The 25,609-nt window shown below is 72.8% G+C and carries 21 protein-coding genes; 11 read left to right on the top strand and 10 right to left on the bottom strand.

Annotated elements, in window-relative coordinates; genetic code table 11:
* Positions 1-101: 101 nt before the first annotated feature.
* The 5 genes from AB0M88_RS36525 to AB0M88_RS36545 are packed head-to-tail and all read left to right on the top strand — an operon-like array spanning position 102 to position 6,718.
* Positions 102-1,403: a Gfo/Idh/MocA family oxidoreductase gene (locus tag AB0M88_RS36525; RefSeq protein ID WP_364110399.1), complete on the top strand. Its 1,302-nt coding sequence runs from the start codon at positions 102-104 to the stop codon at positions 1,401-1,403.
* 2 nt (positions 1,404-1,405) lie between these two features.
* Positions 1,406-2,830, top strand: a complete 1,425-nt coding sequence (gene uxaC, locus AB0M88_RS36530; RefSeq protein ID WP_364110400.1) for a glucuronate isomerase — start codon at positions 1,406-1,408, stop codon at positions 2,828-2,830.
* A complete protein-coding gene (locus AB0M88_RS36535; protein ID WP_364110401.1) occupies positions 2,827-4,116 on the top strand; it encodes an enolase C-terminal domain-like protein in 1,290 nt (429 codons plus the stop codon). Before uxaC ends, AB0M88_RS36535 begins: the two co-directional genes overlap by 4 nt.
* Positions 4,113-5,582, top strand: coding sequence for a mannitol dehydrogenase family protein (locus AB0M88_RS36540; protein WP_364110422.1), 1,470 nt, complete (start codon positions 4,113-4,115; stop codon positions 5,580-5,582). The genes AB0M88_RS36535 and AB0M88_RS36540 overlap by 4 nt, the downstream gene beginning before the upstream one ends.
* Positions 5,579-6,718, top strand: a complete 1,140-nt coding sequence (locus tag AB0M88_RS36545) for a Gfo/Idh/MocA family oxidoreductase (RefSeq protein ID WP_364110402.1) — start codon at positions 5,579-5,581, stop codon at positions 6,716-6,718. The genes AB0M88_RS36540 and AB0M88_RS36545 overlap by 4 nt, the downstream gene beginning before the upstream one ends.
* Here the strand turns inward: AB0M88_RS36545 and AB0M88_RS36550 are convergent.
* The 3 genes from AB0M88_RS36550 to AB0M88_RS36560 are packed head-to-tail and all read right to left on the bottom strand — an operon-like array spanning position 6,691 to position 15,005.
* On the bottom strand, positions 6,691-13,005 hold the full coding sequence (locus AB0M88_RS36550; RefSeq protein WP_364110403.1) for an SDR family NAD(P)-dependent oxidoreductase: 6,315 nt from the start codon (positions 13,003-13,005) through the stop codon (positions 6,691-6,693). The genes AB0M88_RS36545 and AB0M88_RS36550 overlap by 28 nt on opposite strands.
* A complete protein-coding gene (locus tag AB0M88_RS36555) occupies positions 12,936-13,589 on the bottom strand; it encodes an AMP-binding protein (RefSeq protein ID WP_364110404.1) in 654 nt (217 codons plus the stop codon). Before AB0M88_RS36555 ends, AB0M88_RS36550 begins: the two co-directional genes overlap by 70 nt.
* 30 nt (positions 13,590-13,619) lie before the next feature.
* The gene (locus tag AB0M88_RS36560) at positions 13,620-15,005 is read right to left on the bottom strand and encodes a methionine--tRNA ligase (protein ID WP_364110405.1); all 1,386 of its coding nucleotides are present in this window, start codon (positions 15,003-15,005) and stop codon (positions 13,620-13,622) included.
* A gap of 171 nt (positions 15,006-15,176) precedes the next feature.
* Here AB0M88_RS36560 and AB0M88_RS36565 point away from each other — a divergent pair, with 171 nt between their 5' ends.
* Both AB0M88_RS36565 and AB0M88_RS36570 read left to right on the top strand, forming a co-directional pair.
* A complete protein-coding gene (locus tag AB0M88_RS36565) occupies positions 15,177-15,992 on the top strand; it encodes a DUF4232 domain-containing protein (RefSeq protein WP_364110406.1) in 816 nt (271 codons plus the stop codon).
* On the top strand, positions 15,950-16,600 hold the full coding sequence (locus AB0M88_RS36570) for an alpha/beta hydrolase (protein WP_364110407.1): 651 nt from the start codon (positions 15,950-15,952) through the stop codon (positions 16,598-16,600). Before AB0M88_RS36565 ends, AB0M88_RS36570 begins: the two co-directional genes overlap by 43 nt.
* Before the next feature lie 10 nt (positions 16,601-16,610).
* Here AB0M88_RS36570 and AB0M88_RS36575 read toward each other — a convergent pair whose 3' ends face one another.
* The 6 genes from AB0M88_RS36575 to AB0M88_RS36600 all read right to left on the bottom strand — a co-directional run bounded on the left by AB0M88_RS36575 (position 16,611) and on the right by AB0M88_RS36600 (position 21,956).
* Positions 16,611-17,522, bottom strand: coding sequence for a GNAT family N-acetyltransferase (locus tag AB0M88_RS36575; protein WP_364110408.1), 912 nt, complete (start codon positions 17,520-17,522; stop codon positions 16,611-16,613).
* 136 nt (positions 17,523-17,658) lie between these two features.
* Entirely contained in the window at positions 17,659-18,180 is a 522-nt protein-coding gene (locus AB0M88_RS36580; protein WP_364110409.1) for a copper resistance CopC family protein, read from the bottom strand.
* The gene (locus AB0M88_RS36585; protein ID WP_364110410.1) at positions 18,177-18,971 is read right to left on the bottom strand and encodes a PmoA family protein; all 795 of its coding nucleotides are present in this window, start codon (positions 18,969-18,971) and stop codon (positions 18,177-18,179) included. Before AB0M88_RS36585 ends, AB0M88_RS36580 begins: the two co-directional genes overlap by 4 nt.
* A complete protein-coding gene (locus AB0M88_RS36590; RefSeq protein WP_364110411.1) occupies positions 18,968-19,753 on the bottom strand; it encodes a sugar phosphate isomerase/epimerase family protein in 786 nt (261 codons plus the stop codon). The genes AB0M88_RS36585 and AB0M88_RS36590 overlap by 4 nt, the downstream gene beginning before the upstream one ends.
* A complete protein-coding gene (locus AB0M88_RS36595; RefSeq protein ID WP_364110412.1) occupies positions 19,750-20,808 on the bottom strand; it encodes a DUF993 family protein in 1,059 nt (352 codons plus the stop codon). Before AB0M88_RS36595 ends, AB0M88_RS36590 begins: the two co-directional genes overlap by 4 nt.
* Complete coding sequence (locus tag AB0M88_RS36600; protein WP_364110413.1) at positions 20,805-21,956, bottom strand: Gfo/Idh/MocA family oxidoreductase; 1,152 nt, start codon at positions 21,954-21,956, stop codon at positions 20,805-20,807. Before AB0M88_RS36600 ends, AB0M88_RS36595 begins: the two co-directional genes overlap by 4 nt.
* Before the next feature lie 113 nt (positions 21,957-22,069).
* Between AB0M88_RS36600 and AB0M88_RS36605 the strand changes: the two genes are divergently transcribed.
* Positions 22,070-23,074, top strand: a complete 1,005-nt coding sequence (locus tag AB0M88_RS36605; protein WP_364110414.1) for a LacI family DNA-binding transcriptional regulator — start codon at positions 22,070-22,072, stop codon at positions 23,072-23,074.
* On the opposite strand, the gene AB0M88_RS36610 is transcribed toward AB0M88_RS36605, so the two are convergent.
* Positions 23,068-23,850 carry a pectate lyase gene (locus AB0M88_RS36610; protein WP_364110415.1) on the bottom strand — a complete coding sequence of 261 codons (783 nt, stop codon included), beginning with the start codon at positions 23,848-23,850 and terminating at the stop codon, positions 23,068-23,070. The two genes, AB0M88_RS36605 and AB0M88_RS36610, sit on opposite strands and share 7 nt — an antisense overlap.
* Positions 23,851-24,082: 232 nt before the next feature.
* On the opposite strand from AB0M88_RS36610, the gene AB0M88_RS36615 reads away from it, so the two are divergent.
* The 3 genes from AB0M88_RS36615 to AB0M88_RS36625 all read left to right on the top strand — a co-directional run bounded on the left by AB0M88_RS36615 (position 24,083) and on the right by AB0M88_RS36625 (position 25,586).
* Positions 24,083-25,087: a pectinesterase family protein gene (locus tag AB0M88_RS36615; RefSeq protein ID WP_364110416.1), complete on the top strand. Its 1,005-nt coding sequence runs from the start codon at positions 24,083-24,085 to the stop codon at positions 25,085-25,087.
* A gap of 152 nt (positions 25,088-25,239) precedes the next feature.
* Positions 25,240-25,395, top strand: a complete 156-nt coding sequence (locus AB0M88_RS36620; RefSeq protein ID WP_364110417.1) for a hypothetical protein — start codon at positions 25,240-25,242, stop codon at positions 25,393-25,395.
* Entirely contained in the window at positions 25,392-25,586 is a 195-nt protein-coding gene (locus AB0M88_RS36625) for a hypothetical protein (protein ID WP_364110418.1), read from the top strand. The genes AB0M88_RS36620 and AB0M88_RS36625 overlap by 4 nt, the downstream gene beginning before the upstream one ends.
* The last annotated feature ends 23 nt before the right edge of the window (positions 25,587-25,609 follow it).

Consider the following 25,609-nt stretch of genomic DNA (forward strand, 5'->3'; position numbering starts at 1 on the left):
TAATCAGGGCCGCCTGATTGACCCCTCATCATCGAGACCCCTAACTTCACTGCAAACCTTTGTAGTTACGATCCGGATACAGCTACCGGGCGGAGGACCCATTGTCCGCAGACAGACGACGACGGCTCGCCGTGGTCGGCACCGGGGACCGGGCCGAGATGTGGGTGCGCGCGATCGGCGACCATGCCGACCGGGTCGAGCTGGTCGCGCTGGCCGACACCAACCAGGCCCGGATGGACGCCCACAACCGGTGGCTGCCCTCGCCGGTCCCCACCTACCCCGCGTCCGAGCTCGCCCGGATGCTCGCCGACCAACGCGTCGATCAACTGCTGGTGATCAGCGTCGACCGCACCCACGCCGGGCACATCGTGACCGCGCTCGAGGCCGGCGTCGACGTCATCACCGAGAAGCCGATGACCGTCGACGCCGAGTCGGCCCGGCTCATCCTCGACGCGGTCGAGCGCACCGGGCGCGACGTTCAAGTTGCCTTCAACTACCGGTTCAACCCGGTCCACGAGGTGGTCCGCACGCTGCTGGCCGGCGGCGCGGTCGGCGAGATCGGCTCGGTGCACTTCGAGTGGCTGCTCGACGTGCGGCACGGCGCCGACTACTTCCGCCGCTGGCACCGCGACAAGGCCAACTCGGGCGGCCTGCTCGTGCACAAGTCCGGCCACCACTTCGACCTGGTCAACTGGTGGCTCGGCGCCGCACCGGCCGAGGTCTACGCCCAGGGCCGCCTCTTCATGTACGGGCCCGAGGGCAAGCGCCACGGCTACGCCCGCGACTACGAGCGGGCCCACGGCGCGGCGGAGGCGAAGGACGACCCGTTCGCGATCGACCTGGCGGCCAGCCCCCGGCTCAAGGAGCTCTATCTCGACGCGGAGGCCGAGGACGGCTACTTCCGCGACCAGAACGTCTTCGCCCCCGGCGTGACGATCGAGGACGACATGGCGGTGCTGGTCCGCTACGACACCGGCGCCACGATGACCTACCACCTCACGGCGTACGCGCCCTGGGAGGGCTACCGGCTGATGGTCAACGGCAGCCAGGGCCGGCTCGAGCTGGAGGTGGTGGAGAGCGACCACGTCAGCCCGGAGGCGACCGGCGAGATCAAGCGCGGCGACGACGTGCCGCCGGAGCAGGGCGGGGTCACGCTGACGCTGCGGCCCTACTGGAAGCCCCCGCAGGCGATCGAACTGCAACCGCACGACCGTGGCGGGCACGGCGGCGCCGACAGCCGGATGACCGGGGTGCTGCTCGGCGGCCGGGCCGACCCGCTGGCCCGCTCGGCGACCGCCCGCGACGGCGCGTTCGCCCTGCTGACCGGCCTCGCCGCGAACCGCTCCCTGGAGACTCACGCGCCGGTCCGCGTCGCGGATCTGCTGAATCTATCCGAGAGGTAACCGTGACCGACCCCGTATTCGCCGTCGACCCGCGGCAGGCGCAGATCGCCCGCGAACTCCACGAGGTCGTGCGCGACCTGCCGCTGCTCTGCCCGCACGGCCACGTCGACCCGCGCCTGCTGGCCGACGACGAGCCGTTCGGCGATCCGGCCCGGCTGCTCATCGTGCCCGATCACTACGTGACGCGGATGCTGCTGAGCCAGGGGATCCCGCCGGACCGGCTGGGCGTGCCGCGGTGCGACGGCGGTGAGGCCGAGACCGACGGCCGCACGATCTGGCGGCTCCTGGCCGAGAACTGGCACCTGTTCCGGGGCACCCCGTCGCGGCTCTGGCTGGAGCAGACCTTCCGGACCGTCTTCGGCATCGAGACGCGGCTCTCCGCCGGGACGGCCGACGAGATGTACGACGCGATCGCCGCGAAGATCGCCGAGCCGGAGTTCCGGCCGCGGGCACTGTTCGAGAAGTTCCGCATCGAGGTGCTGGCCACCACCGAGTCGCCGACCGACGACCTGGCCGAGCACGCCAAGCTGGCGGCCGACGGCTGGGGCGGCCCGGGCGGGCGGGTCATCACCACGTTCCGGCCCGACCTGGTCGTCGACTTCGAGCGCGAGGGCTGGGCCGAGGCGGTGGCCCGGCTGGGCGAACTGGCCGGGGAGGACACGGGCACGTTCGCCGGCTACCTCGCCGCCCTGCGGTCGCGGCGCGAGGCCTTCATCGTCGCCGGGGCCACCTCGTCCGACCACGGGCACCCGACCGCGCGTACCGAAAACCTCTCGGCCGACGAGGCCGGCGCCCTCTATGACCGCGCCCGGCGCGGGATGGCGTCGCCCAGCGACGCCGAGACCTTCCGGGGGCACATGCTGCTCGAGTTCGCCCGGATGTCGATCGACGACGGCCTGGTCATGCAGCTGCACCCGGGCGCGGTGCGCGACCACAACAAGCGGCTCTTCGCCGCGCACGGTCGCGACGTCGGCGGCGACATCCCGCAGGCCACCGACTACGTGCACGCCTTGCGGCCGCTGCTCGACGCGTACGGGATGGATCCGCGCCTGCGCGTGGTGGTGTACACACTGGACGAATACACGTTCAGCCGCGAGCTGGCCCCGCTGGCCGGCGGCTATCCGGCGTTGTTCCTGGGCGCGCCGTGGTGGTTCCTCGACTCGCCGGACGGGCTGCGCCGCTACCGGGACGCGGTCACCGAGACGGCCGGCTTCTACAACACGGCCGGCTTCGTCGACGACACCCGGGCGTTCTGCTCGATCCCGGTGCGGCACGACATCGCCCGCCGGTCCGACGCCGCCTACCTCGCCTCGCTGGTCACCCAGAACCGGCTCCCGCTCGACGAGGCGGCCGAGACGATGGCCGACCTCGCCTACCACCTGCCCAAGCGGATCTTCCGCCTCGACACCGCCGGAGCAACCGCATGACCGTCACCATCACCGGGGTGGATGTGCACGACGTCCGCTTCCCCACCGCGGCCGCCGGCGACGGGTCCGACGCGATCAATCGCGGCGACTACTCGGCGACCTATGTGGAGCTTCAGACCGACGGCCCCCTCAAGGGCGCCGGTTTCACCTTCACCAACGGGCGCGGCAACGAACTGACCTGTGCCGCGGTGCGTGCGCTCGCGCATCACGTCGAGGGCCGTACGCTCGAGGAGCTGGCGGCCGACCGCCTGGCCTTCCACCGGTCGCTGATCGCCGACGTGCAGCTGCGCTGGCTCGGCCCGGAGAAGGGCGTGCTGCACATGGCGACCGGCGCCCTGGTCAACGCGGTCTGGGACCTGTGGGCCAAGCAGGCGGGAAAGCCGCTGTGGCGCTTCCTCGCCGAGATGCCGACGTCCGCGCTCGTCGCGGCCGTCGACTTCCAGCACATCAGCGACGCGATCACCCCGGCCGAGGCGGCGTCCATTCTCGACAAGGGCCAGGTCGGCCTCGCGGACCGCCTCGCCGAGCTGGAGAGCGACGGCTTCCCGTCCTACACGACCAGCGTCGGCTGGCTCGGCTACCCGGACGACAAGGTGCGGGCGCTGACCCGGCAGGCCTACGCCGAGGGCTGGCGGGCGATGAAGATGAAGGTCGGCGGCGACATCGAGGACGACGTGCGGCGGGCCGGCATCATCCGCTCCGAGATCGGGCCGGACGCGCTGCTCATGATGGACGCCAACCAGGTGTGGGGCGTGGACGAGGCGATCGGCAACATGGCCCGCCTGCGGGCGGCCGACCCCTACTGGATCGAGGAACCCACCCACCCCGACGACATTCTGGGGCACGCGCGCATTCAGCGCGCGGTTGCTCCCGTACGCGTCGCGACCGGCGAGGTGGCCGCCAACCGGGTCATCTTCAAGCAGCTGCTGCAGGCCGACGCGATCCGGGTCGTGCAGGTCGACGCGTGCCGGGTCGCCGGGGTCGGCGAGGTGCTGGCCGAACTGTTGCTGGCGGCCAGGTTCGGGGTGCCGGTGTGCCCGCACGCCGGCGGGGTCGGGCTGTGCGAACTGGTGCAGCACATCGCCGTCTTCGACTACCTGCGCGTGGGGACGTCGCTGGACGGCCGGATGGTCGAGTACGTCGACCATCTGCACGAGCACTTCGAGGATCCGGTGCGGACGCGGGGCGGGCGCTATCTGCTGCCGTCCGCGCCCGGATACTCCAGCGACATCAAGCCGTCCTCGGTCGCCGAGTTCTCCTTCCCGGACGGGCCGGCGTGGCGATGAGGCTGTCGCGGGCGTCGCTGGGAAGCCTGCCCGCCGAATCGCGGCCACGGGTCTCGCCCGGGTCCTTCGGGCCCGGAATCGTGCACCTCGGCGTGGGCGCGTTCCACCGGGCTCATCAGGCGGTCTACACCGAGGACGCGATGGCGGCCGGCGGAGGCGACTGGGGCATCGTCGAGGTCGCGCCGCGGTCGGCGTCGATCGTCGACGCGCTGACCGAGCAGGACCTGCTCTACAGCGTGACCACGCTCGGCCCCTCCTCGACGTCGACGCGGGTCGTCGGCTCGGTCGCCGGGGCTCTTCGAGCGTCCGCCTCACCCTCAACCGTGGTCGAGCTTCTGGCCGACCCGCGGATCCGGGTGGTCACGCTGACCGTGACCGAGAAGGGCTATCGGCTCGATCCGGCCACCGGCGAGGTTCTCTGGGACGACGAACTGCGCGCCGACCTCGGGACGGATCGCCCGCCACGTACGATCCCGGGCCTGCTCATCCGCGGCCTGCGGGCGCGGCAGAAGGCCGACGCCGGCCCGATCGCGCTGGTCAGCTGCGACAACCTGCCGGCCAACGGACACCGGCTGAGCGGTCTGGTCACCCAGACCGCGGGGTCACTGCTCGATTGGGTACGCGCGAGCGTGACGTTCCCGGGCACGATGGTCGACCGGATCGTCCCCGCGGCCACCCCCGATCTGCTCTCCACCGCCGAATCGGCGCTCGGGGCCTCGGATCGGGCGGCCGTGTGCGGGGAGCCCTATTCGCAGTGGGTCATCGAGGATTCCTTCCCCGGTGGGCGGCCGCCGTGGGAGCTCGCGGGCGCGGTGATGACCGGCGACGCGCGACCGTGGGAACGGCTGAAGTTGCGGGCCCTCAACGGGGTGCACTCGGCGATCGCCTATCTCGGTGCGGTGGCCGGGTGCTCGACGATCGCGGCCGCGCTCGAGCTTCCCGGGATGGATGCCGTGATGCGCGCGTTCATCGCCTCGGATGTCGCGCCGACCCTGGACCCGCCGCCCGGCGTCACCGTCGTCTCCTACGGCGAATCGGTCCTCACGCGCTTCGCCAACCCGGCGATGGGGCACCGCACGCTGCAGGTGGCGATGGACGGCAGCCAGAAACTGCCGCAACGGGTCCTGCATACGCTTCTGGACCGGCGCGCGGCGGGCGGAACTCCCCGGTGGGGTGCCCTGGTGGTCGCGGCGTGGATGCGGTTCGTGCAGGGCGTGGCCGACGACGGTCGCGCGCTGCCGCTCGACGATCCGCTGGCTTCCGACATCCGCGCCCGGCTCGCCGCCTCGTCGTCGACGCCGGAGGGTGTGGTCGACGCGCTCCTCGGCTTGACCACCGTCTTCGATCGCGCCCTGGCCGACGACAGTGTGGTGCGCTCGTTGCTGGTGGAGTGGTTGACCGCGCTCACGAAGCACGGCGTGGCCGCGACGCTGTCGTCCGGGCCGGGAGAAGGAGATGGTGCATGACGGATGAGGTGCGGGTCGCGCTGATCGGGGCCAACGGGCACGGCCGCTGGCATCGGCGGCGGATCGCCGAGCTGGCCGCCACCGGCCGGGTGCGGCTGGTCGGGCTGGCCGATCCCCAGCCGATCGACCCCGACCCCCCGGTCGGCGAGGGCGTCGCGCTCCTCACCGACCACCGGGAACTGCTCGCCACCACCGCCCCCGAGGTCGTGGTGGTCTGCACTCCCCCGCACACGCACCTGCCGATCGCGCTGGACGTGCTCGACGCCGGGTGCGACCTGCTGCTGGAGAAACCGCCGGTCGCCTCGCTGGCCGCCCACCGCACGCTGGCCGCCCAGCTGAACGCGACCGGCCGGTCGTGCCAGGTCGGCTTTCAGGCCCTGGCCTCGCGGGCGTGGGCCCGTTTCCGCGCCGCGGTGGCGAGTGGGCCGGCGTCGTCGGTGTCGGCGATGGCGTCGTGGCAGCGCGACGACGCCTACTACACCCGGGCGCCGTGGGCCGGCCGCCGCAACGTCGGCGGGCGGCCGGTCATCGACGGGTCGCTGGTCAACCCGCTGGCCCACGCCGTGGTGCAGGCGCTGGCCAGCGCGTCGGCCGCCGGGGCGGGACGGCCGCGGCAGCTGGCCGTGGAACGCTACCGGACCCGGCCCATCGAGGTGGACGACACCGCGTTCGCGCGGGTGACCTTCGACAGCGGGCTGACCGTGACGATCGCGGTGACGCTGGCGGGCGAGGAGTTCATCGCCGGCCAGATCGACGCGGTGCTGCCGGACGGGCCGGCGACGCTCGAATATCCGACCGACCGGCTGGCCCTCCCCGGCGATCCGTCCCCGGCCGTCGTCCCCGGCCGCGACGACCTGCTGACCAACCTGCTCGACCACCGATCCGCGGGCGTCCCGCTGCTGGTACCGCTCGAATCCACCCGCGACTTCACCGCCGTGCTGGAAGCGCTGACCGAGCCGGAGATCCCGGCACCGGCCCTCATCGACGACAAATATGTGGACCAGGTGGACGGTGTCCGCGTCATCCGGGGCGTGAACGCCGTCGTCCGGCAGGTCGCGGCCAGCGGGTCGCTGCCGTCCGAGCTGGGCCTGTCGTGGGCCGCCCCGCCCTACACGCGACGGGTGCCGCTCGGCTGAGAAATCCACCGGCTGACCGCGGCGGCGGTCGCGGCGACCTGATCGTCGAGCATGGTGAAGTGGTCGCCGGGGACCTCGACGCGGTCGTGGGGGACCTCGCGGGAGGCCCGCCAGCCGTCCTCCGGCATCCCGGGGAGTGGGCGGCCGGCGGCGATCAGCAGGCTCGGGGTCGTGACCGGGCCGGGTCGCCAGCCGCGGAGCAGGCGCAGATAGCTGCCGACCGTCAGCAGGGCGTCGCGGCGGGCGGCCGGGTCGAGGTGTTCCCGCAGGCGGTCGAGTCCGGCGACGACCAGGGAGGCTATCCAGTCCTCGGTGAGCCGGCCCAGGTCCCGCTCGTAGGTGTCGAGCAGGATCAGCCCGGCCGGAGCGTGGCCGTCCAGGCGTTCGGCGACCGCGTGGGCCAGCAGGCCGCCGCTCGACCGGCCGACCAGGGCGAACGGCCGGTCGCAGGCGGCGTTCACGGTCGCTGCGGCGAGACGGTCGACCAGCTCGGCGAGCGAGCTGGGCGTGCTCGCGCGTACGTCGAAGCCCGGCAGAGGCAGCACCGTGACCGCCTCCCGGACGGCCCGGGCGAAGCCGAGGAACTCGGCCGCCCCGGCCGGGCTCAGCGACGGCAGGCAGATGAGCAGCGGCCCGTCGGGGTTGGTGGAGAGCTCGACCGGCCGCACGGACGGGCTGCGGGGTGACTCGATCGGCATCGCGGACGCGCTCGCCAGCAGGTTGACCGCCAGGCAGGCCTGCCCGGTGCCGGCGATCGCCGCGAACATCGACGCGAGAGAATCCGCGGGGCCGCCGGGGGCCGCAACGGCGACCGGCGCCGCCCGCGGCGATTCGGCCAGGCGACCGGCGATCCAGCGGGCCAGGGCGGCCGGTGTCGGATGGTCGAAGACCACCGTGGGCGGCATGGCGACGCCGGTCGCGGCGACCAGGCGGGTCCGGAGCTGGATCGAGCTGACCGAGTCGAGGCCCTGGTCGGTGAAGGCCGCCCGCACGTCGACCATCGCGGAGTCGGCGTGGCCGATCTCGCCCGCCACCTCGTCGCGGAGCAGGCCCTCCAGCGCGGTCACCAACTCGGCGCCGGAAAGGTCGCGCAGACCGTCGGCGGCCGGAGCCGGACGGGGGCCGGCCGGCCGCGCCACGGCGTCCGCCGGCCGGTCGAAGGCGATCGGCGCGAGCACCGCCTCGTCGCTGCGCAGGGCGGCGTCGAACGCGGCCGTCACCTCGGCCGGGCTGAGCGGGCGCAGCTTGCCGCCCGACGACGGCATGCCGCCGTCCAGGTCGAGCGGGCCCCAGGCCAGCGACAGCGCCGGCTGCCCGGCCGCCCGCCGCCGCCGGGCCAGGTCGTCGAGGTACGCGTTGCCGGCCGCGTACGCACTCTGGCCCGCCTTGCCGAGCACCCCCGAGGCCGAGGAGCAGAGCACGAACGCGGCCAGGTCGCCGGTGAGCTCGTGCAGGTGCCGGGCCGCATCCACCTTGGGGCGCAACACTTTGTCGGCCCGCTCGCGGGTCAGAGTGGCGATCGGGCCGTCGTCGATCACCCCGGCGGCGTGCACGACCGCGGTCACCGGCGGGTCGGCCGCCGCGATCAGCGCCGCGACCTGTCCGCGGTCGGCGACGTCGGCCGCCCGGACGGTCACGACCGCCGGATGCAGCTCCTGCTCCCGGCCCGCGGCGCCGGAGCGCGACACGAGCAGCAGATGCCGTACGCCGTGCGCGGCCACCAGATGCCCGGCGAGCAGCCGCCCGAGGGCGCCCGTGCCGCCGGTGACCAGCACGGTTCCGCCGCCGAAGCCGGGGGCACCGCCGGCCGGGAGGTCGGCCCGGACCAGGCGGGGAATGCCCGGCACGCCCGCGACGACGCGGATCTCCGGCTCGGTGGCGGCGGCCCGGATCGCGGCGGGCAGCGCCTCCCGTGACGCGGCACTGCCGTCGAGGTCGACCAGTGCGACCTGGCCCGGGTATTCCGCCGCGGCGACCCGGACCAGGCCCGCCACCACCGGGGAGTCGGTGGTCACCACGACCCGGTCGGCGCCGGCCAGGCGGGAGCGCAGTTGCGAGGTCACCGCCCAGAACTGGTCGCGGGTCGCCTCCGGGCTGTCCGCCGAAGGCCGCCGGGCGTCCAGCACAACGGGCGCCGGACCGCCGGACCGCGACGACACCGGCATGACCGACACGCGGTAGAGCGCCCGCGGCAACTCCCGCAGAACCAGCTCGGCGACCTCGAACAGCGGTTGCCCGTCGGTCCCGGCCACCCGCACCTCGATCCGGTCCGGCCCGAGCTCGCGGATCCGCACCCGGGCCTCGGTCGCGACGCCGTGCAGCCGCACCCCGGACCACACGAACGGCACCCGCGAAGCGTCGCCGGCCCGGCCGAGCAGCCGTGCCGGGTGCAGGGCGGCGTCAAGCAGGGCGGGATGGAGCGAAGAACCACGGTCGACCACCGACGGCAACCGCACGTCGGCGAAGACCTCGTCCGGGCCCCGGCGCCACGCCGCGGTCACGCCACGGAACGCGGGACCGTAGCCGCTGCCGTCGTAGAAGCCGCGCAGGCCGGCCGGGGAGGCGTTCTCCGGCGGCCACGAGGTGGCCCAGTCCCACGGCGACGCCTCGGCGGGGTCGGCGGCGCAACGGCCACTGGCGTGCGGAACCCACTGGTCGCCGTGGAGCGCATAGACGGTCAGCGCCTGCTCCGGGTCGAGAACCAGCTGGAGTTCCACATCGGACCGCTCCAGAACCAGCGGATGGTCGATCACCAGCTCGGCGACGACCGGAACACCGGCCCAGCGCCCGAACGAGGCGGCCAGCGAAGCGAACAGCATACCCGGAACCAGCGTCTCCCCGCCGATCGTGTGGTCGGCCAGCCAGGGCTGCCCCGACGGCGACAGGCGGCCGGTGGCCACGCGACGGCCGCTTCCCGGCACCTCCATCATGGTGTCGAGCAGGGCCGGGCCGCTCTTCGCGGCGGTGGCGCCGTCGAGCCAGTAGCGGCGGCGGGTGAACGGATAGGTCGGCAGCGACGCGGCCACGCGCGGATCGGGCCGGCCGAGCAGCGCGGCGCGGTCGACCTCGACGCCGTGCGCCCACAGCGCGGCGGCACCTTCGGCCGACGCGGGAACGGTGCCCTGCGGCACCTGCGGTGCCAACGTCGGGACGGGGCCGAGCTCGACGACGAGCCGCGGCAATTCCCGTACGGCGTCGGCAAAGCGCACCGCGTGACGCAGCTGACCCGTCCAGTAGGCCGCCGAGCGCAGATCGTCGCCGGTAGCCGGCCGTCCCGTACGGGTGCTGACCACCGCGACCGCGGACGGATGATAGGTGACCTCGGCCGCCACCTTCTCGAATTCGGCGAGAACCGGATCGATGTGCGCGGAGTGGAAGGCGTGGCTGACCCGCAGCATCGTGTGGCGGTAGCGGCCGGCCAGTTCGGCCACGGCGGACCGGTCGCCGGAGAGAACCACCGAGCGGGGACCGTTGACGGCGGCGATCTCGACGCCCGGGCGCAGCAGCGGGCGCAGCTCCTCCTCGGTGGCGTCGACCGCGGCCATCGCCCCGCCGGGCGGCAACGCGCCCATCAGCCGCGCCCGGGCGGTCACCAGCTTCGCGGCGTCCTCCAGCGTGAGGATGCCGGCGACGTGCGCGGCCGCCAGCTCGCCGATCGAGTGGCCGGCGAGCACGTCCGGCCGGACGCCCCACGACCGCAGGAGCCGGGCGGCGGCCACGCCGTAGGCGAAGAGCAGCGGCTGGGCGTGCTCGGTGCGGTCCACGTCGGCGCCCGCGGGCACCGGGTCGCCGAGGGCGGCCATCACCTCGTCGTACGCCCGGCGGAAGGTGTCGAAGGGCAACCGGTCGCGCATGCCCGCGCGCTGGGCGCCCTGGCCCGGGAAGAGGAAGGCGACCCGGCCGGCCGGTCGGCCGTCGCCGGTCACCAGGCCGGGGTGGGCGCGCCCGTCCGCGAGGGCGGCGAGGGCGTCCGGCCAGTGGTCGGGGCCGCCCAGCAGTGCGGCGCGGTGCCGTTGCGCGGCCCGGCTCGCGCTGATCGCACCCGACGACGCCGGATCAAGGCGGAGAAGTTGGGCGGCGCGACGGCTCAGGGCCGTGTCGTCGGCCGCGGAGAGCAGCAGCGGCTGTCCGATGTGGCCGGATGCTTCGACCGGCTCGGCCGGCGGCGCCTGTTCGAGGATGACGTGCGCGTTGGTGCCGGAGATGCCGAACGACGAGATGCCCACGCGCGCCGGGCGGCCGGTCTCCGGCCACGGCCGGGCCTCGGTCAGGACGCGTACGTCGCCCGCTGTCCAGTCGACGTACGCGTTGGTCTCCCCGACGTGCAGCGTGCGCGGCAGCCGGCCGTGCCGCAGCGCCTGCACCATCTTGATGACACCGGCGGCACCGGCCGCGGCCTGCGTGTGCCCGATGTTCGACTTGACCGTGCCGAGCCACAGCGGCTGCCCGGCCGGCCGGTCCCGTCCGTACGTCGCCAGCAGCGCCTGCGCCTCGATCGGATCGCCCAGCGGTGTGCCGGTGCCGTGCGCCTCGACGGCATCCACATCGGACGTCCGCAGGCCCGCGTCGGCCAGCGCGGCCCGGATCACCCGCTGCTGGGCCGGGCCGTGCGGGGCGGCCAGCCCGTTCGACGCGCCGTCCGAGCCGACCGCGGAACCCCGCAGCACGGCGAGCACCGGGTGACCGTTGCGACGGGCGTCCGAGAGCCGTTCCAGCAGCAGGAGCCCGGCGCCCTCGGCCCAGCCGGTGCCGTCGGCGTCGTTCGAGAACGCCTTGACCCGGCCGTCCGGGGCGAGCCCCCGCAGCCGGCTGAACGCGACGAACGGTCCCGGGGTCGCCATCACCGTGACGCCACCGGCGATGGCCAGGCCGCACTCGCCGGCCCGCAGCGCCCGGGCCGCCCAGTGCATCGCCACCAGCGACGACGAGCAGGCGGTGTCGACCGTGATGGCCGGGCCCGTGAGCCCGTACGTGTAGGCGATCCGGCCCGAGGCGACGCTGCCGGCCGAGCCGAGACCGAGGTGACTCTCGAGCTCGGCCGACGGGTTGACCGCCTGACCGGCGTAATCGCGGTACATCAGGCCGACGTAGGTGCCGGTGTCGCTGCCGCGCATCGTGCCCGGGTCGATTCCGGCGCGTTCCCACAGCTCCCACGAGGTTTCCAGGAGCAGCCGCTGCTGCGGGTCCATCGCCAGCGCTTCGGCCGGCCCGATGCCGAACGGGGCCGGGTCGAAGCCGGTCACGTCGTCGAGGAAGCCGCCGTGGCGTACGGAGGAGTGCCCGGCCCGGTCCGGGTCGGGGTCGTAGAGGCCGGTGTCCCAGCCCCGGTCGGCCGGGAACGGGCCGATCGCGTCGACCTCGTCGGTCACCAGCGACCACAGGTCGTCCGGCGAGGCGACGCCGCCCGGATAGCGGCAGGCCATGGCGACGATGACGACCGGGTCATCGGGTTCACGGACCGCCGCCAGCTCGTCGCGTTTCACCTTGCCCGACGGCGTACGCGGGAGCGCGCCGACCAACTGGATGTCGTCGGGCGCCTTGGCCGCCGACATCCGCCGGCGGACCTGGGCCAGCACCGCCGCCGGGTCGACCCCGGCGCGGGCGGGCACCACGTAGCCGACCGCGACCTGGCCGAGCCGGTGATGCGGCCGGCCGGCGACCGCCGCGTCGGCGACCTCGGGCAGCTCGAGCAGCACCTTCTCGATCTCGGCCGGGTGCACGTTGGCGCCGCCCCGGATGATCAGGTCGCGGACGCGCCCGGTCAGCGTCAGCTGGTCTCCGTGCAGCCGGCCCAGGTCGCCGGTCGAATACCACCCGGTCCGCTCCGGACGGTCGAGATATCCCTCCATGAGCCACGGCCGGCCGACCACGACCTCGCCCTCACCGCCCGGTGGCAGCGGGTCGCCGGTCGCCGGATCGACGATGCGGACGTCGCGGATCACCTGCCCGACCGAGCCCTCCGCGACCGGTTCGACCGCCGGGTGCTCCATCGCGATCGCGCCGCAGGTCTCGGTGCTGCCGTAGCTGTTGACCAGCGGCGCGCCGAGCAGCGTCCGCACCGACTCGCGCAGCCGCCGCGGGCAGGGCGCCCCGCCGGTGACACACATCCGGAGCGTGGGCACGTTTAGGCGGCGGCCGTCGAGCGCGCTCAGCAGTCGGTGGTAGACCGTCGGCACCCCGGTGAAGACCGTCGGCCGGGTCGTCTCCAGCGCGGCGATCAGCTCGTCGTCGGACGGGTGGTCGAGGATCGTCGCGCTCGCCCGGTGAGCGGGACGGCCAGCACGCACCGGGCGTGTCCCAGCGCGTGGAACAGCGGCAGCGGCCACAGCAGGCGGTCGCCGGCGGTGAAGCCGAGGTGCTCGACCAGCGCCCGGCGCGCCATGCCCAGCCAGGCGCCCTGGGTCGAGACCACGCCCTTGGGCCGCCCGGTGCTGCCGGAGGTGTAGTGGATCCACGCCTGCTCGTCCGGCCCGAGGTCGTCGCGGGCCACGCCGTCACCGGCCGCGGCGAAGACCTCGTCCACCGTGCGGCCGCCGTCGCGGCGCGGAAGGCCGGCCACCACCAGCCGCGGCCCGCAGTCCTCGACGAGCCCGGCCAGCTCGGCGGTCGACGAGCGCGGGTCGACGGGCACGCCGACACCGGCCGCCCGCACGGTGCCGAGCAGGGCGACCACCGCGTCGATGCCGGCGGGCAGGCAGATCAGGACCCGCTCGCCCCGCCGCAGTCCGAGGGCGGCCAGGCCGGCCGCGAACCGCCGGGTGCGCTCGTCCAGGCCGGCGAACGTGATCTCGCGATCACCGCAGGTGTAGGCGATGCGCTCCGGCTGCTCGGCGGCGTGACGGGCGAGCAGTTCCACGATGGAGTCGGGCACCGCCACACGATGCCAGACCGCGGCAAACCGTCACCCGAGCCGCGGGAACACCGGTGCGGGCGCCGCGCCGTCCCGGAGCTGGGCCCGCAGCCGGGCGGCACCGCCCGGGAGGAACGGGACGAGTTCGGCGGCGACGGTTCGCGCGCTCCGGACGAGCGTGGCCAGCACGGCCTCGGGGTGGGCGAGTTGCCACGGCCGTTCCGCCTCGATGACCCGGTTGAGCCGGTCGACGGCCTCGATGACGGCCTCGGTCGCCTCGCGGAAGTCGAAGGCGGCCAGCGCGCGGTCGATGCGGCCGGGCAGATCGGCGGCCAGGTCGTCGCCGGCGGCCAGGGGCCGGCCGGCGCGGAGTTTCACCGTCCGGTGCACCAGGTTGCCGAGCCCGTTGGCCAGATCCTGGTTCGCGCGGGTTCGGAGCCGGTCGGCCGTGAAGTCGGTGGTGCCGTTCGGGGCCGGGTCGCGCAGGAGCCACCAGCGGACGGCGTCGGTGCCGAACTCCGCGACCAGCGCCGCCGGGTCGACGGCGGTGCCGGCGGACTTCGAGATCTTGGCGCCGTCGACGGTCAGGTAGTCGTGGACGAACAGCCGGCTGGGCAGCGGACGGCCCGCGGACAGGAGCAGCGCCGGCCAGTGCACGGCGTGGAAGCGGACGATGCCCTTGCCGATCACGTGGACGCGTTCCGCCTCGACCCACCAGCGCTGATAGTCGGAGCCTTCCGACAGAGCCGTCACATAGTTGGCCAGCGCGTCCCACCACACGTAGACGACCTGGGACGGGTCGCCGGGGACCGGAACGCCCCAGCCGTCGGCCCGGGCCGCGGGACGGGAGACGCTGATGTCCCGCAGCCCGGCCCGCACGAAGGCGAGCACCTCGTTGCGGCGGGCGGCGGGCACGATGTCGAGCTCGCGGGATTCGAGCGCGTCGAGCAGCCGGGCCTGATAGCGGGACAGGCGGAAGAACCAGTTCTCCTCGGCTACGGGTGCCGGCGGCTCCGCGTGCTCGGGGCAGGAATCCCCGTCGAGGAACCGCTCGCAGCCGTTGCAGTAGAGCCCCTCGTAGCGCCGCCGGTAGAAGTCGTGGCCGCACTCCGCCCACAGGCGGCGCACCCCGTCGGCGTGCCGCGGGTCGGTGCTGGTCGAAATGAAGTCGTCGAACGACAGATCGAGCGGCCCGCGCAGGCCGGCGAAGCGAGCCGCGTTGGCCGCTACGAAATCCCCGGTCGGCACCCCGGCGGCCCGGGCGGCGGTGACGTTCTTGAGCGCGTTGTCGTCGGTGCCGGTCAGGAAACGAACGTCGCCGCCGCGCCGGCGGCGATGCCGCGCCAGCGCGTCGGCCTGCACCAACTCCAGCGCATGCCCCAGGTGCGGCGCGGCATTGACGTACGGAATAGCGGTCGTCACATAGAAGCCGGACATGTCCCCTCCTCCGCCCGCCCGGCGGAGAGGAATGCCCCGCGTGAGCGGGGCATGGTCGCGTCAGAACCCCGGGCCGGGGGCCATCATGCGAACGCTGGTCATGCCGCCACGGTGGCACCGGCCCGTTCCCGGGGTCCAGCCGTTTTGCGGCGGTACGGCAAGATCGGACCGGTGAAACGCCTCGCCGTCGCCGTGCTGTCCCTGGCCCTGCTCGCCGCCTGCAACGCCCCCGAGCCCGGCTACGACGCGTACGGGCACCGGCTGCCTCCCCGGCCGACGTCGACGACGCCGGGCCGCCGGGCCGACCCGCCGACGACCCCGGCCCAGACGCCGCCGCCCACCTGCCCGCCCGAGGGCGTCCTGCTGCGATCCGGCGGCACCGACGGGGCGGCGGGCCTGCGGGCGCTCGGCATCACGCTCCTCAACTGCGGCAAGAAGAACTACCGGGTCGACGGCTACCCGACGGTGCGGGCACTCGACAAGGACCACCATGCGGCAGCCGTCAAGGTGCTGCACGGCGTCGCGGACATCGCCGGCCCGATCCCGGACTGGAACGGCCCGCCGGCCCCGGTCACGCTGAAACCGGGCCAGCAGGCCGAGTGCGTGGTGGTGTGGCGCAACACGTACGACGACATCCGCCGGCCACCGGTCAACGCGCCCTATCTTCAGATGGCCCCCGAACCGGGCCGGCCCGCCCAGCTGCTCACCCCGGACGGCGCCCTCGACCTGGGCAGCACCGGCCGCCTCGGCGTCAGCCCGTGGCGTCGCTCCAAGTCGGTGCCACCCACGACACGCCCCGCGCCGCCCGAGCACCCAGCCGTCCAGCCCGCCGCCTCTGCTCTGAACCGCGACCGGAGGGGGCGAGACTCCGCTACGGTGCGACCGTGGCGAATTTCGTGCTTGTTGCCGGTGCGCGGCTCGGAGCGTGGGCGTGGGACGACGTGGTGCCGCATCTGCGGGCGGCCGGCCACAACGCCTACCCGCTGACGCTCTCCGGGCTCGCCGACAAGCGCGGTCTCCCGGCCGGGCAGCAGACCCACGTGCGTGACATCGTCGACGAGATCGAGCGCCGTGACCTGCGCGACGTCGTCCTGGTCGGGCACAGCTACTCGGGCATCCCGGTCGGGCAGGCCGCCGAGCGGATCGGCGACCGGCTGACCCGCGTCATCTTCGTCGACTCGGCCGTCCCCGCCGACGGTGAGTCGTTCGCCTCGGTCTGGCCCGACGGCGGGGCGGCGGTGCGGGCGTCGATCGCCGCGAACGGCGGGTTCTGGCCCGTGGTCGGTGCGGCCCACTTCGACGGCAACGGCCTCACCAGCGAGCAGGTCGCCCGGATCGTCGAGGGCTCGACGCCGCACCCGGGCGCCTCCCTGGTCGAGCCGGCGGTGCTGGCGCGGCCGCTCGGTGAGCTGCCGGCCACCTATCTCAAATGCGTTCTCGACGACCCCGAGCCCAGCGACGACGTGGCCGAACTGCTGACCGGCGAGCGCTGGGAGCTGGTCGAGCTGGACACCGGCCACTGGCCGATGTTCTCCCGGCCCCGCGAACTGGCCGCGCTGCTCGTCACGGCCGGAAGCCGGGACGCGGGATCCTGACAGTCGAGGCTCAGGCCATGGACCGCGGCCATGTCATGTCGATCTGTCGCTGGAAGGTCTCGTAGCCGGCGCGGGCGAAGGCGGCCTCCATCGGGAAGTTGCCCACGTCGGTGTTGGCGCGGATGCGCGGGACGCCTTCGTCGGCCAGGATGCGGGTGCCCTCGGCCAGGATGTCGTCGATGTAGCCGTGGCCGCGGTGGGCCGGGACCACGCCGATGTAGGCGAGGACGGCGTTGTAGTCGTTGCGGGCGGGAATCACGAAGCCGACCGGCTCGCCGGACGGCAGGCCGGCGATCCGCCACCACTCGCGAGGGCTGGGATAGCGAACCAGCTCCTCGCGGTATTGCTCCTCCGCCGCCTCGCGCGGGCTCAGCCGTCGCAGGTCGGTCCGGCTGTGCGCGTCGAGGGTGCCGTCGAGAACCAGCGTCATCAGGCCGATGAGCTCCTCCGGGTCGTCGGCGGGGCGAAATTCGAGGCGGCCGGAAGGAGGCGGCACCGGTGAGGACGGGCGCCATTCGAGGCGGCGGCGCTCGACCAGGAGGCGGGCGCCGGACTGTTCGAGAACGGTTCGCCACGGGCCGGTGAACGGGCCTTCGGCGGGCACGAAACGGAGGAACTCGGGCGGCGCGAGCGCGCCCGGGGCGGTCATCGCGGGCAACGCCGCCGAGAGCAGGGCCAGGCCGTCGGACGGTGCGCCGTCGACGTCGAAGATGTCCATCAGGAACGGGTGCTCGTCGCCGGCGCGGGCCCACCAGCCGGCGCGGGCCACGACACGGTCGCCCTTCAGAGCGACCCACAACCAGGACGTACGGCGTCGGCCGGCCGTCAGGTCGGCGGCGACCTCGTCGTTGAGCAGGTAGGGCAGGTGGTTGAACAGGTCGATCTCGCCGAGCCCGCTGATCGGGCGAACGACAAGGGTCACAGCTTCTCCTAGGAGAGAGAGCGCCGTGCCTCGAAGAGGGTTGAGGACACGAGCGCGGTGTGCGGGGCAGACATCGCGGTCCTCCTTTCACGAGTCGGAAGGCCCGAGCAGATCAGGCCGGTGAAACCGGCGCAACTCATTTCCGGCCTCGCGCCCCGGGCCGCCGGCCGCCGGGCTCGGCCTCGGGCCGCCGGGCCAGGCGTCGCCGGATCAGGGCGTTGCCGAGGAACGCGATGATCACGGCCAGCACGCCGAGCACGATCCACTGGCCGGGGCCCGCGCCGGGCTCGGCCGGCGCCGAGACGGTGAAGGTGAACTTTCCCGACGTCGCCGGGGCGCCCGGGGCGGCCGTCGCGGTCCAGCTCACCGTGTAGTCGCCGGATGACATCCGCCGGACGGGCTGCACCAGCGTGTTGCCTGCGGAGAGGGTGACGACCCCGTCGTTGTAGACGCCGCCGGGGGCGCTGACCCGCACCGAGCTGGCCACATCGCTGACCGGCCGGTCGAAAGTGACCTGCACCTCGGCCGGAGGTTTGAGCACGGTCGAGCCGGCCGCCGGGGTGCTTCGCAGCACCTGAAAGTCAGCCCGGGCCGGCGCGGCGCCGCCGAACAGCAGCACGGCGACGACGGCCAGCAGAGCGAGAATCCTCCGAGTCACCGCACAATGCTATTGACCTGCGATCGGGTCAGCACACCGTCCACGATCAAGACCGTTATGTCGCGATTCATCGAGCTGTCAGGCGGCAGGACGAGCGGGTGGTCGAAGGCCAGTGCGGCGCACACCCCGGCGTATTCCGAGGTGCGCACGAACCACCGGTCGTCACCCCGCAAGCCTTGGAAAACCAGCGTATAGGCGTCGTCGACGGTCATCGCGACCCACGGTTCGGCACTGCCGTTGGGGTCGGACGACGACGCGGTGAAGGCCTCGGCGCGACCGGGCGGAAAACGCCAGAAGAAGCCACCGTATCCGGCTCCCCCGGTGCGGCCATGGGTCGCTGGAGAGCCGAGAGCGACCGATGTCTGGCGGGGCGTCGCGAGCGCGTACGAAAATCCGAGCGACCAACCGTGCGTCGCGGCGGTGGCCGTGATCGTCCGTTGCTCGCGCAGCAGTTCCTTGCCCTCGCCGTCGCACCAGCTCAGCGATTCGGCCATGCCGTCCGGCGAGGGCAGCCAGGAATTGTGCCGGATGCGCCCGTGGTCGGGCCGCCAGACGTAGCCCTGATCGCGCACGAAGGTGCGGCCGCCCCACAGGTTGTGGCCATTGACGTCGGACATTGTCAGCGACGCCCCGAGATGCCACGGGTGGTCGAAGCACAGCGCATCGGTCACAACCCGGCCGCCCAAGGTGCGCACCGGATGCAGATAGGGCCGGGGCGCCAATCGAATGTCCAGCGGCGGGTCGGTCACATAGGCCGCCACCTGCACGTCGCCGACCCGCAGCGTTCTCATGCCGGAAGCCCTTTGAGCACGTCGGCGAGGACCTCGGCGCCCGGCCGGGACCACACCTCGTCGTTGAAGACCTCGACCTCGGTCCACCCGGTGTAACCGGCCTCGGTGACCGCCCGTGAGAAGCGGGCCAGGTCGACGCAGCCGGTGCCCGGCAGCCCGCGGCCGGTGAGCACGCCGGCCGGCAGCGGGGTGATCCAGTCGGCCAGCTGAAAGGCGGCGATCCGGTCCGGGTGGGCCCGCAGCTGCTCCCAGACCGTGTCGTCCCACCACAGGTGGTAGGTGTCGACGCAGACGCCGACCGCTGACGCCGGGTAGGGAGCGGCGATCGCGAGGGCCTGACTCAGCGTGGCGACGACGCAGCGGTCGCTGCAGAACATCGGGTGCAGTGGCTCGATCGCCAGCCGCACCCCGGACGCCGTGGCGTGCTCGACCAGCCGGCCGATCGCCTCGCCGACGTGCTTGCGGGCTCCGTCGATATCGCGGCTGCCGTCGGGCAGGCCGCCACTGACCAACACCAATGTGCCGGTGCCGAGCGCGGCGGCCTCGTCGATCGCCCGGCGATTGTCGTCGAGCCAGTCCGGTCGATGGAAGAACCCGCCCCGGCAGAGGGACGAGACCACCAGACCGGACTCCCGCATCAGGGATGCGGTGCGCTCCAGGCCGTACGCGGTGACATCCTCGCGCCACAATCCGACCGCACCGACTCCCGCGTCGAGGAGCCCTCGCACCAGATCTTCCATCGGCCAGTATTTCGTCGTCGCCTGATTGAGGGAGAACTTCATCGGTCCCATCCCACGGTCGTTTTCCAGGCCTCGATGCGGGCGTCGGTCTGGTCGGTAACCGGAAGCACACCGGCCTCCCGCGCCAGTTCTGTCAATCGCGCCAGGTGGGCCGGGGAGCGTCCCGACTGGAGGCCGCCGACCATCACGAAATGGTCCTGGTGGCCGGCCAGCCAGTTGAGAAAGACGATGCCGGTCTTGTAGTAGTAGGTCGGCGCGGCGAACAGGTGTCTCGCCAGGGGAACCGTCGGCGCGAGAATGCGGTCGTATTCGTCCGCGTCCCCGCGATCGAGGGCGCGGAAAGCCGCCGCGGCCGGCTCGGCGATCGTCGCGAGCACTCCGAGCAAGGCATCCGAGTGTCCCGATTCGTCGCCCTTGATGAGGGACGGATAGTTGAAGTCGTCGCCGGTGTACATGCGCACCCCGGCGGGCAGGCGGCGCCGCAGGGCGGTCTCGCGCGACGCGTCGAGCAGCGACATCTTGATCCCGTCGATCCGGTCGGCGTGCGCCGCGATGATCTCCTCGACCGTCTCGTCGGTGCCCCAGTAGCCGGCCAGCGCGGGATCGAACGCCTCCCCCAGCCAGTGCAGCAGGACGGGCTGATCCGCCCGCTCGATCAGCTCGCCGTAGACCTGCTTGTAGTCGTCCGGGCCCCGCGCGGCCGCCGCCAGATGGCGGCTGCACATCAGAACCGGCGCGGCGCCGGCCTGCTGCACATCTTCCAGCTGCTCCGCGTACGCCTTCCGGATGTCACCGAGCGTGGCCGGGCCGGGCGGCAACTGGTCGGTGCCGACCCCGGCCACGATCCGCCCGCCGGCCGCCCGGGCCTCGGCCGCGCTGCGCCGGATCAGTTCGCGGGTGGCCGCGTAGTCGAGGCCGGCGCCGCGCTGGGCGGTGTCCATCGCCTCGGCGACCCCGAACCCGAGCGACCACAGATGCCGCCGGAAGGCCAGCGTCGCCTCCCAGTCGAGGGCCGCGGGGGCGCCGGGCACGTTCTCGGCCCGCGGGTCGGCGGTCACCGGCACGGCCGCGTAGGCGATGCGCGAGGAGAAGCTCATCGCAGCAGCTCCGGGATCTCCAGCCGGCGGCCCTCGCGCGAGGACCGCAGCCCGAGCTCGGCGACCTGTACGCCGCGGGCGCCCGCCCACAGGTCACCGGTGTAGGGGCCGTCCTCGGCGACGTAGCGCAGGAACTGCTCCCACTGGGCCCGGAAGCCGTTGATGAACACCTCGTTGTCGGGCACCTCCTGCCACTGCCCGCGGAACCGCTGCGTGGTCGGCTCGTCGGGGTTCCACACCGGCTTGGGGGTGGCGGCCCGGGGCTGGACGCGGCAGTGGTGCAGGCCGGCGACCGCGCTGCCGAGCGTGCCGTCGACCTGGAACTCGACCAGTTCGTCGCGGTTGACCCGGACCGCCCAGGACGAGTTGATCTGGGCGACGACGCCGCCGTCGAGTTCGAACAGTCCGTACGCCGCGTCGTCGGCGGTCGCGTCGTAGGGCTGCCCGTCCTCGTCCCACCTCCGGTCGATGTGGGTGGTCGAGAGGGCGGTCACCGCGCGTACCGGCCCGAAGATCTGTTCGAGCACGTAGTGCCAGTGCGGGAACATGTCGAGGGTGATGCCGCCGCCGTCGGCCGTCCGGTAGTTCCACGATGGTCGTTGCGCCGACTGCCAGTCGCCCTCGAAGACCCAGTAGCCGAACTCGCCGCGTACGGAAAGAACGCGGCCGAAGAAGCCGCCGCGGACCAGCCGGGCGAGCTTGCGAAGCCCGGGCAGATAGAGCTTGTCCTGCACCACGCCGTGTTTGATGCCGGCCGCGTCGGCGAGCCGGGCCAGTTCGACCGCGTTTTCCAGGGTCTCGGCGACCGGCTTCTCGGTATAGACGTGTTTGCCCGCGTCGATCGCCATCCGCAGCGCCTTGTCGCGGGCCGACGTGACCTGGGCGTCGAAGTAGATCTGCACGTCGGAGCGGGCCAGCGCGGCCGGCAGATCGGTCGTCCAGTCGGTGAGGCCGTGCTGGTCGGCGATGGCCCGCAGCTTGGCCTCGCTGCGCCCGACCAGCACCGGCTCGGGCCAGAGGGTCGAGCCGTCGGCGAGCGGCAGGCCGCCGGTCTCCCGGATGGCGAGCACCGAGCGGATCAGATGCTGGCGCAAGCCCATCCGCCCGGTGACGCCGTTGAGCACGATCCCGATCGTCGTCCGGCTCATTGTGTCGATTCCTCCCTGACCCCGGTTCCCACGAATACCTGAGGTAAGCGCTTTCCTAGAACCTAGAGGCGTGTCGCCCGGCGCACAAGACCCACGCCGGTATCCTGCGGGGCATGGCCACGTTGGCGGACGTCGCGCGCCGAGCCGGCGTTTCCACCGCGACCGCGTCCCGAATCATCAACGGCAGCAGCAAGCCGGTTGCCGACACCCTGCGCGAACGCGTGCTCGCGGCGGTCGCCGAACTGCAGTATGTGCCGAACGCGCACGCCCAGATGCTGGCGCGCTCGCACCGCAGCGCGGTCGGCGTGATCGTGCACGACGTCTCCGACCCCTACTTCGCCGAGATCACCCGTGGCCTGCAGCGGGTGGCCAGCGCCAACGGGCGGCTCGTGATCATCTGCAACAGCTTCCGGGAACCCGAGCGCGAGCTGGAATATCTCGAACTGCTGCACGCCCACCAGGTCGCCGCGATCGTGGTGGCCGGCTCGGGCTATCTCGACGAGGAGGCGTCCGCCCGGCTCGACGCCCGGATGCGGGCCTACGAGGCGACCGGCGGCCGCATCGCGGTGGTCGGGCGGCACGGCCGCACCGGCGACGCGGTGCTGCCGGACAACGAGCAGGGCGGCTTCCTCGCCGCCGACCATCTGTACGCGCTGGGCCACACCGAGGTCGGTGTGATCGCCGGGCCGGCCGGACTGACCACGACCGCCGACCGGCTCGACGGCCTGCGGCGAGCGGCCCGTCTGCACAAGCGAAAGCTGCCGAAGCAGCGCGTCGTGCACGCCGACTTCACCCGCGACGGCGGCTTTTCGGCCGCCGCGACCCTCATCGACGCGCATCCCGAATTCACCGCCATCGTCGCGCTCAACGACTCGATGGCGGTCGGCGCCCTGGCCGCCCTCCGGGAGGCCGGCCGGACGATCGCGGTCGTCGGCTTCGACGACATGCCGATCGCGCGCGACGTGACGCCGTCGCTCACCTCGGTCCGGCTCCCGTTGACCGAGATGGGTTCGCGGGCCATGGAGCTGGCACTCGGCGAGCCCGGCGCCGACCCGAGGACGGAGCGGGTCGATGCCGAGCTCATTCAGCGCGAGAGCACCTGGCCGTTGACTCACTGATAGTGGATGTCCGAGCTGCTGTACTTGCAGTACGTGCCGTCGGGGCCTGAGCCGTTCTTCGGCGGTTCGGCCCCGGTGCTGTTGCCGGTGTACTTCTGGCAGATCGTGATCTTCTTGCTGCTGTCACCGATGATCGTCAGGTTGCTGAACGTGGCCGTGTCGCCGTAGTTGGTGTTGATGCCGGCGATCGCGCTGCCCTTGTAGGTCGCGGTCACGTTGCGGATCACCACGGTGCGCTTGCCCTGGGTCGAGCAGTTCCCGCAGGACCGGTAGAGCTTGCCGAAGTCCTGCACCTGGAAGCCGTCGATGACGAACGTGCCGCCGACGCCGTTGTGCTGGAACACCTTGTCGCTGGCGTGCAGCGCGCCACCGCCGCTGACCGTCATCGTGGCCGACGCCGACTTCGGCTTGAACGTCGCCGCGTCCTCGCCGACGTCCTCCCACCAGACGTTCTGCAGGGTGCAGGTGGCCTCGCAGTGCACGCCGTCGGCCGCTGGGGCGCCCAGGATGACGTTCTTCAGGGTGCCGCCGTTGGGCAGGTCGAACAGGGGGTCCTGCCCCTCGTCCTGGCCGCCGCTGCCGAGGTCGCCGGTGCCGTAGTAGCGCTTCATACCGCCGTCGAACGTGCCCGAGACGACCTTGGTCGCGCCGAGTGCGATCGAGCCGGTGTTGCCGGGTACGGTCGTGGCGTTCGCGCTCTGGCCGAGCAGCATGGTCGCCGCGCCGACCGCGGCCACGACCGCCGCGGCGATCGAGATCCGCCGGATTCTTCGCATGCCTTCCACCCTTCGGTTACCCATCGTCGAGCCGTTGAGGGGCGAGCTTAGCCAAGACATCGATGAAAGCAAGTGTCTTGGCATCCTAGGAATGCGTTTTCCACTGCGGATATTTGCAGATCAAGGGTCTACGCAGGACGTTCTCGCGTCGATTACGTTGGGTGACTTGACGAGGGTTGACGACGGGCCTACCGTCCGGCGGGAAAGGCCTTTCCTGACTCGAGGAGCCGCCATGCGCCGCCGCCACTTCCTGGGACTCGCCGCTGGGGCGGGCGCCGCTCTGGCGTACCCGGATCGGGCCTCCGCCTCCCCGGCCTGTCTCGTCGTCGCGGCCGGCGGCGACCTCCCGACCGTGCAGGCGGCGGTCGACGCCGTGCCACCGGGCGGCACCATTCTCGTGCGACCCGGCGTCTACCGAGGCCAGGTGATCGTGCCGGCCGCCAAGTCGGGCGTCCGGCTCATCGGGCTCGGCCTCCGGCCGTCCGACGTGGTCATCGCCGACGACCGGGCCAACGGCACGCCCAAGCCGGACGGCTCCGGCACCTGGGGCACCACCGGAAGCGCCTCGGTGACGATCGACGGCCCCGGATTCAGCGCCTCCAACCTGACCTTCGCCAATCTGTTCGACGAGACCGCCCACCCGGAGATCACCTCACAGCAGGCGGTCGCGGTGCTGACCCGGGCCGACCGGACCACCTTCCGCCGGGTCCGGTTCATCGCCAATCAGGACACGCTCTACGTCAACAGCAGCTCGGTCTCGGCGATTGCCCGGGCGAGCTTCCGCGACTGCTACGTCGAGGGCGACGTCGACTTCATCTTCGGCCGCGGCACAGCGGTCTTCGACCGCTGCCGGATCCACTCCCTCAACCGGGCGTCGACACCGGCCGGGTACGCGACGGCACCGAGCACCGACCTCACCAATCCGCACGGCTTCCTGTTCACCCGGTGCGCTTTCACCTCGGACGCACCGGCCGGCAGCGTCTTCCTGGGCCGCCCCTGGCACCCGAGCAACGACCCCGACGCGATCGGCCAGACCGTCATCCGCGACTCGGCGATCGGCGCCCACATCGGCCCGGCCGCGTGGAGCGACTTCGGCACCTGGCCGTGGCGGGAGGCCCGCTTCGCCGAGTACCGCAACTACGGCCCGGGCGCCCTGATCACCCCGGACCGGCCCCAGCTGACCCCGGCCGAGGCCCGCGCCTACACGCCGGCCGCCTACCTGGACGACCATTCGTAAGGTCGGCGCGTGGCCAAAAACCTCCACCCCGTCCGCCGGGTCACCGTCGGCGAGCTGAGTGCCGACATCGACGAGGAAGTGGCGCCTCGGCTGGAACACGTGGACCTGCTCAGCATGCGGGTGAGAGCAATGCCAGTTGGGACCTGCCCCATATGGCCCCGGTGGTCGCCGCGATGCGCGGCCGGGCCTACATCGACTTTCCGGTCGACGACGGGCTTGCCTTCCTGACCGCGCTCGCCCAGGCCGGCCCCCGCGATGCCTTCTATCTGCGGATGACGCACTGGGCGGCGCCGACGCCCGGGACGTGAGCGCCGGGCCGACCGACCAGGCGATTTTGAACCAACTGCGCGAGTCGCGGTTCCAGCTCCGCCTGCTGCTGATCCGCTTCCCGGGCTACGACCGTCCCGAGATCCTGCGGCGCCTGACCGCCTATGAGCGGGGCGAGCGGATCGCGCCCGCCCCGATCGACCGGTCGAGCATGCGGTCCCCGCGATCCTGACCACCCTGACATGACGGTCGTCG

It is taken from the genome of Actinoplanes sp. NPDC051411 (assembly GCF_040682075.1).
GTDB lineage: Bacteria > Actinomycetota > Actinomycetes > Mycobacteriales > Micromonosporaceae > Actinoplanes.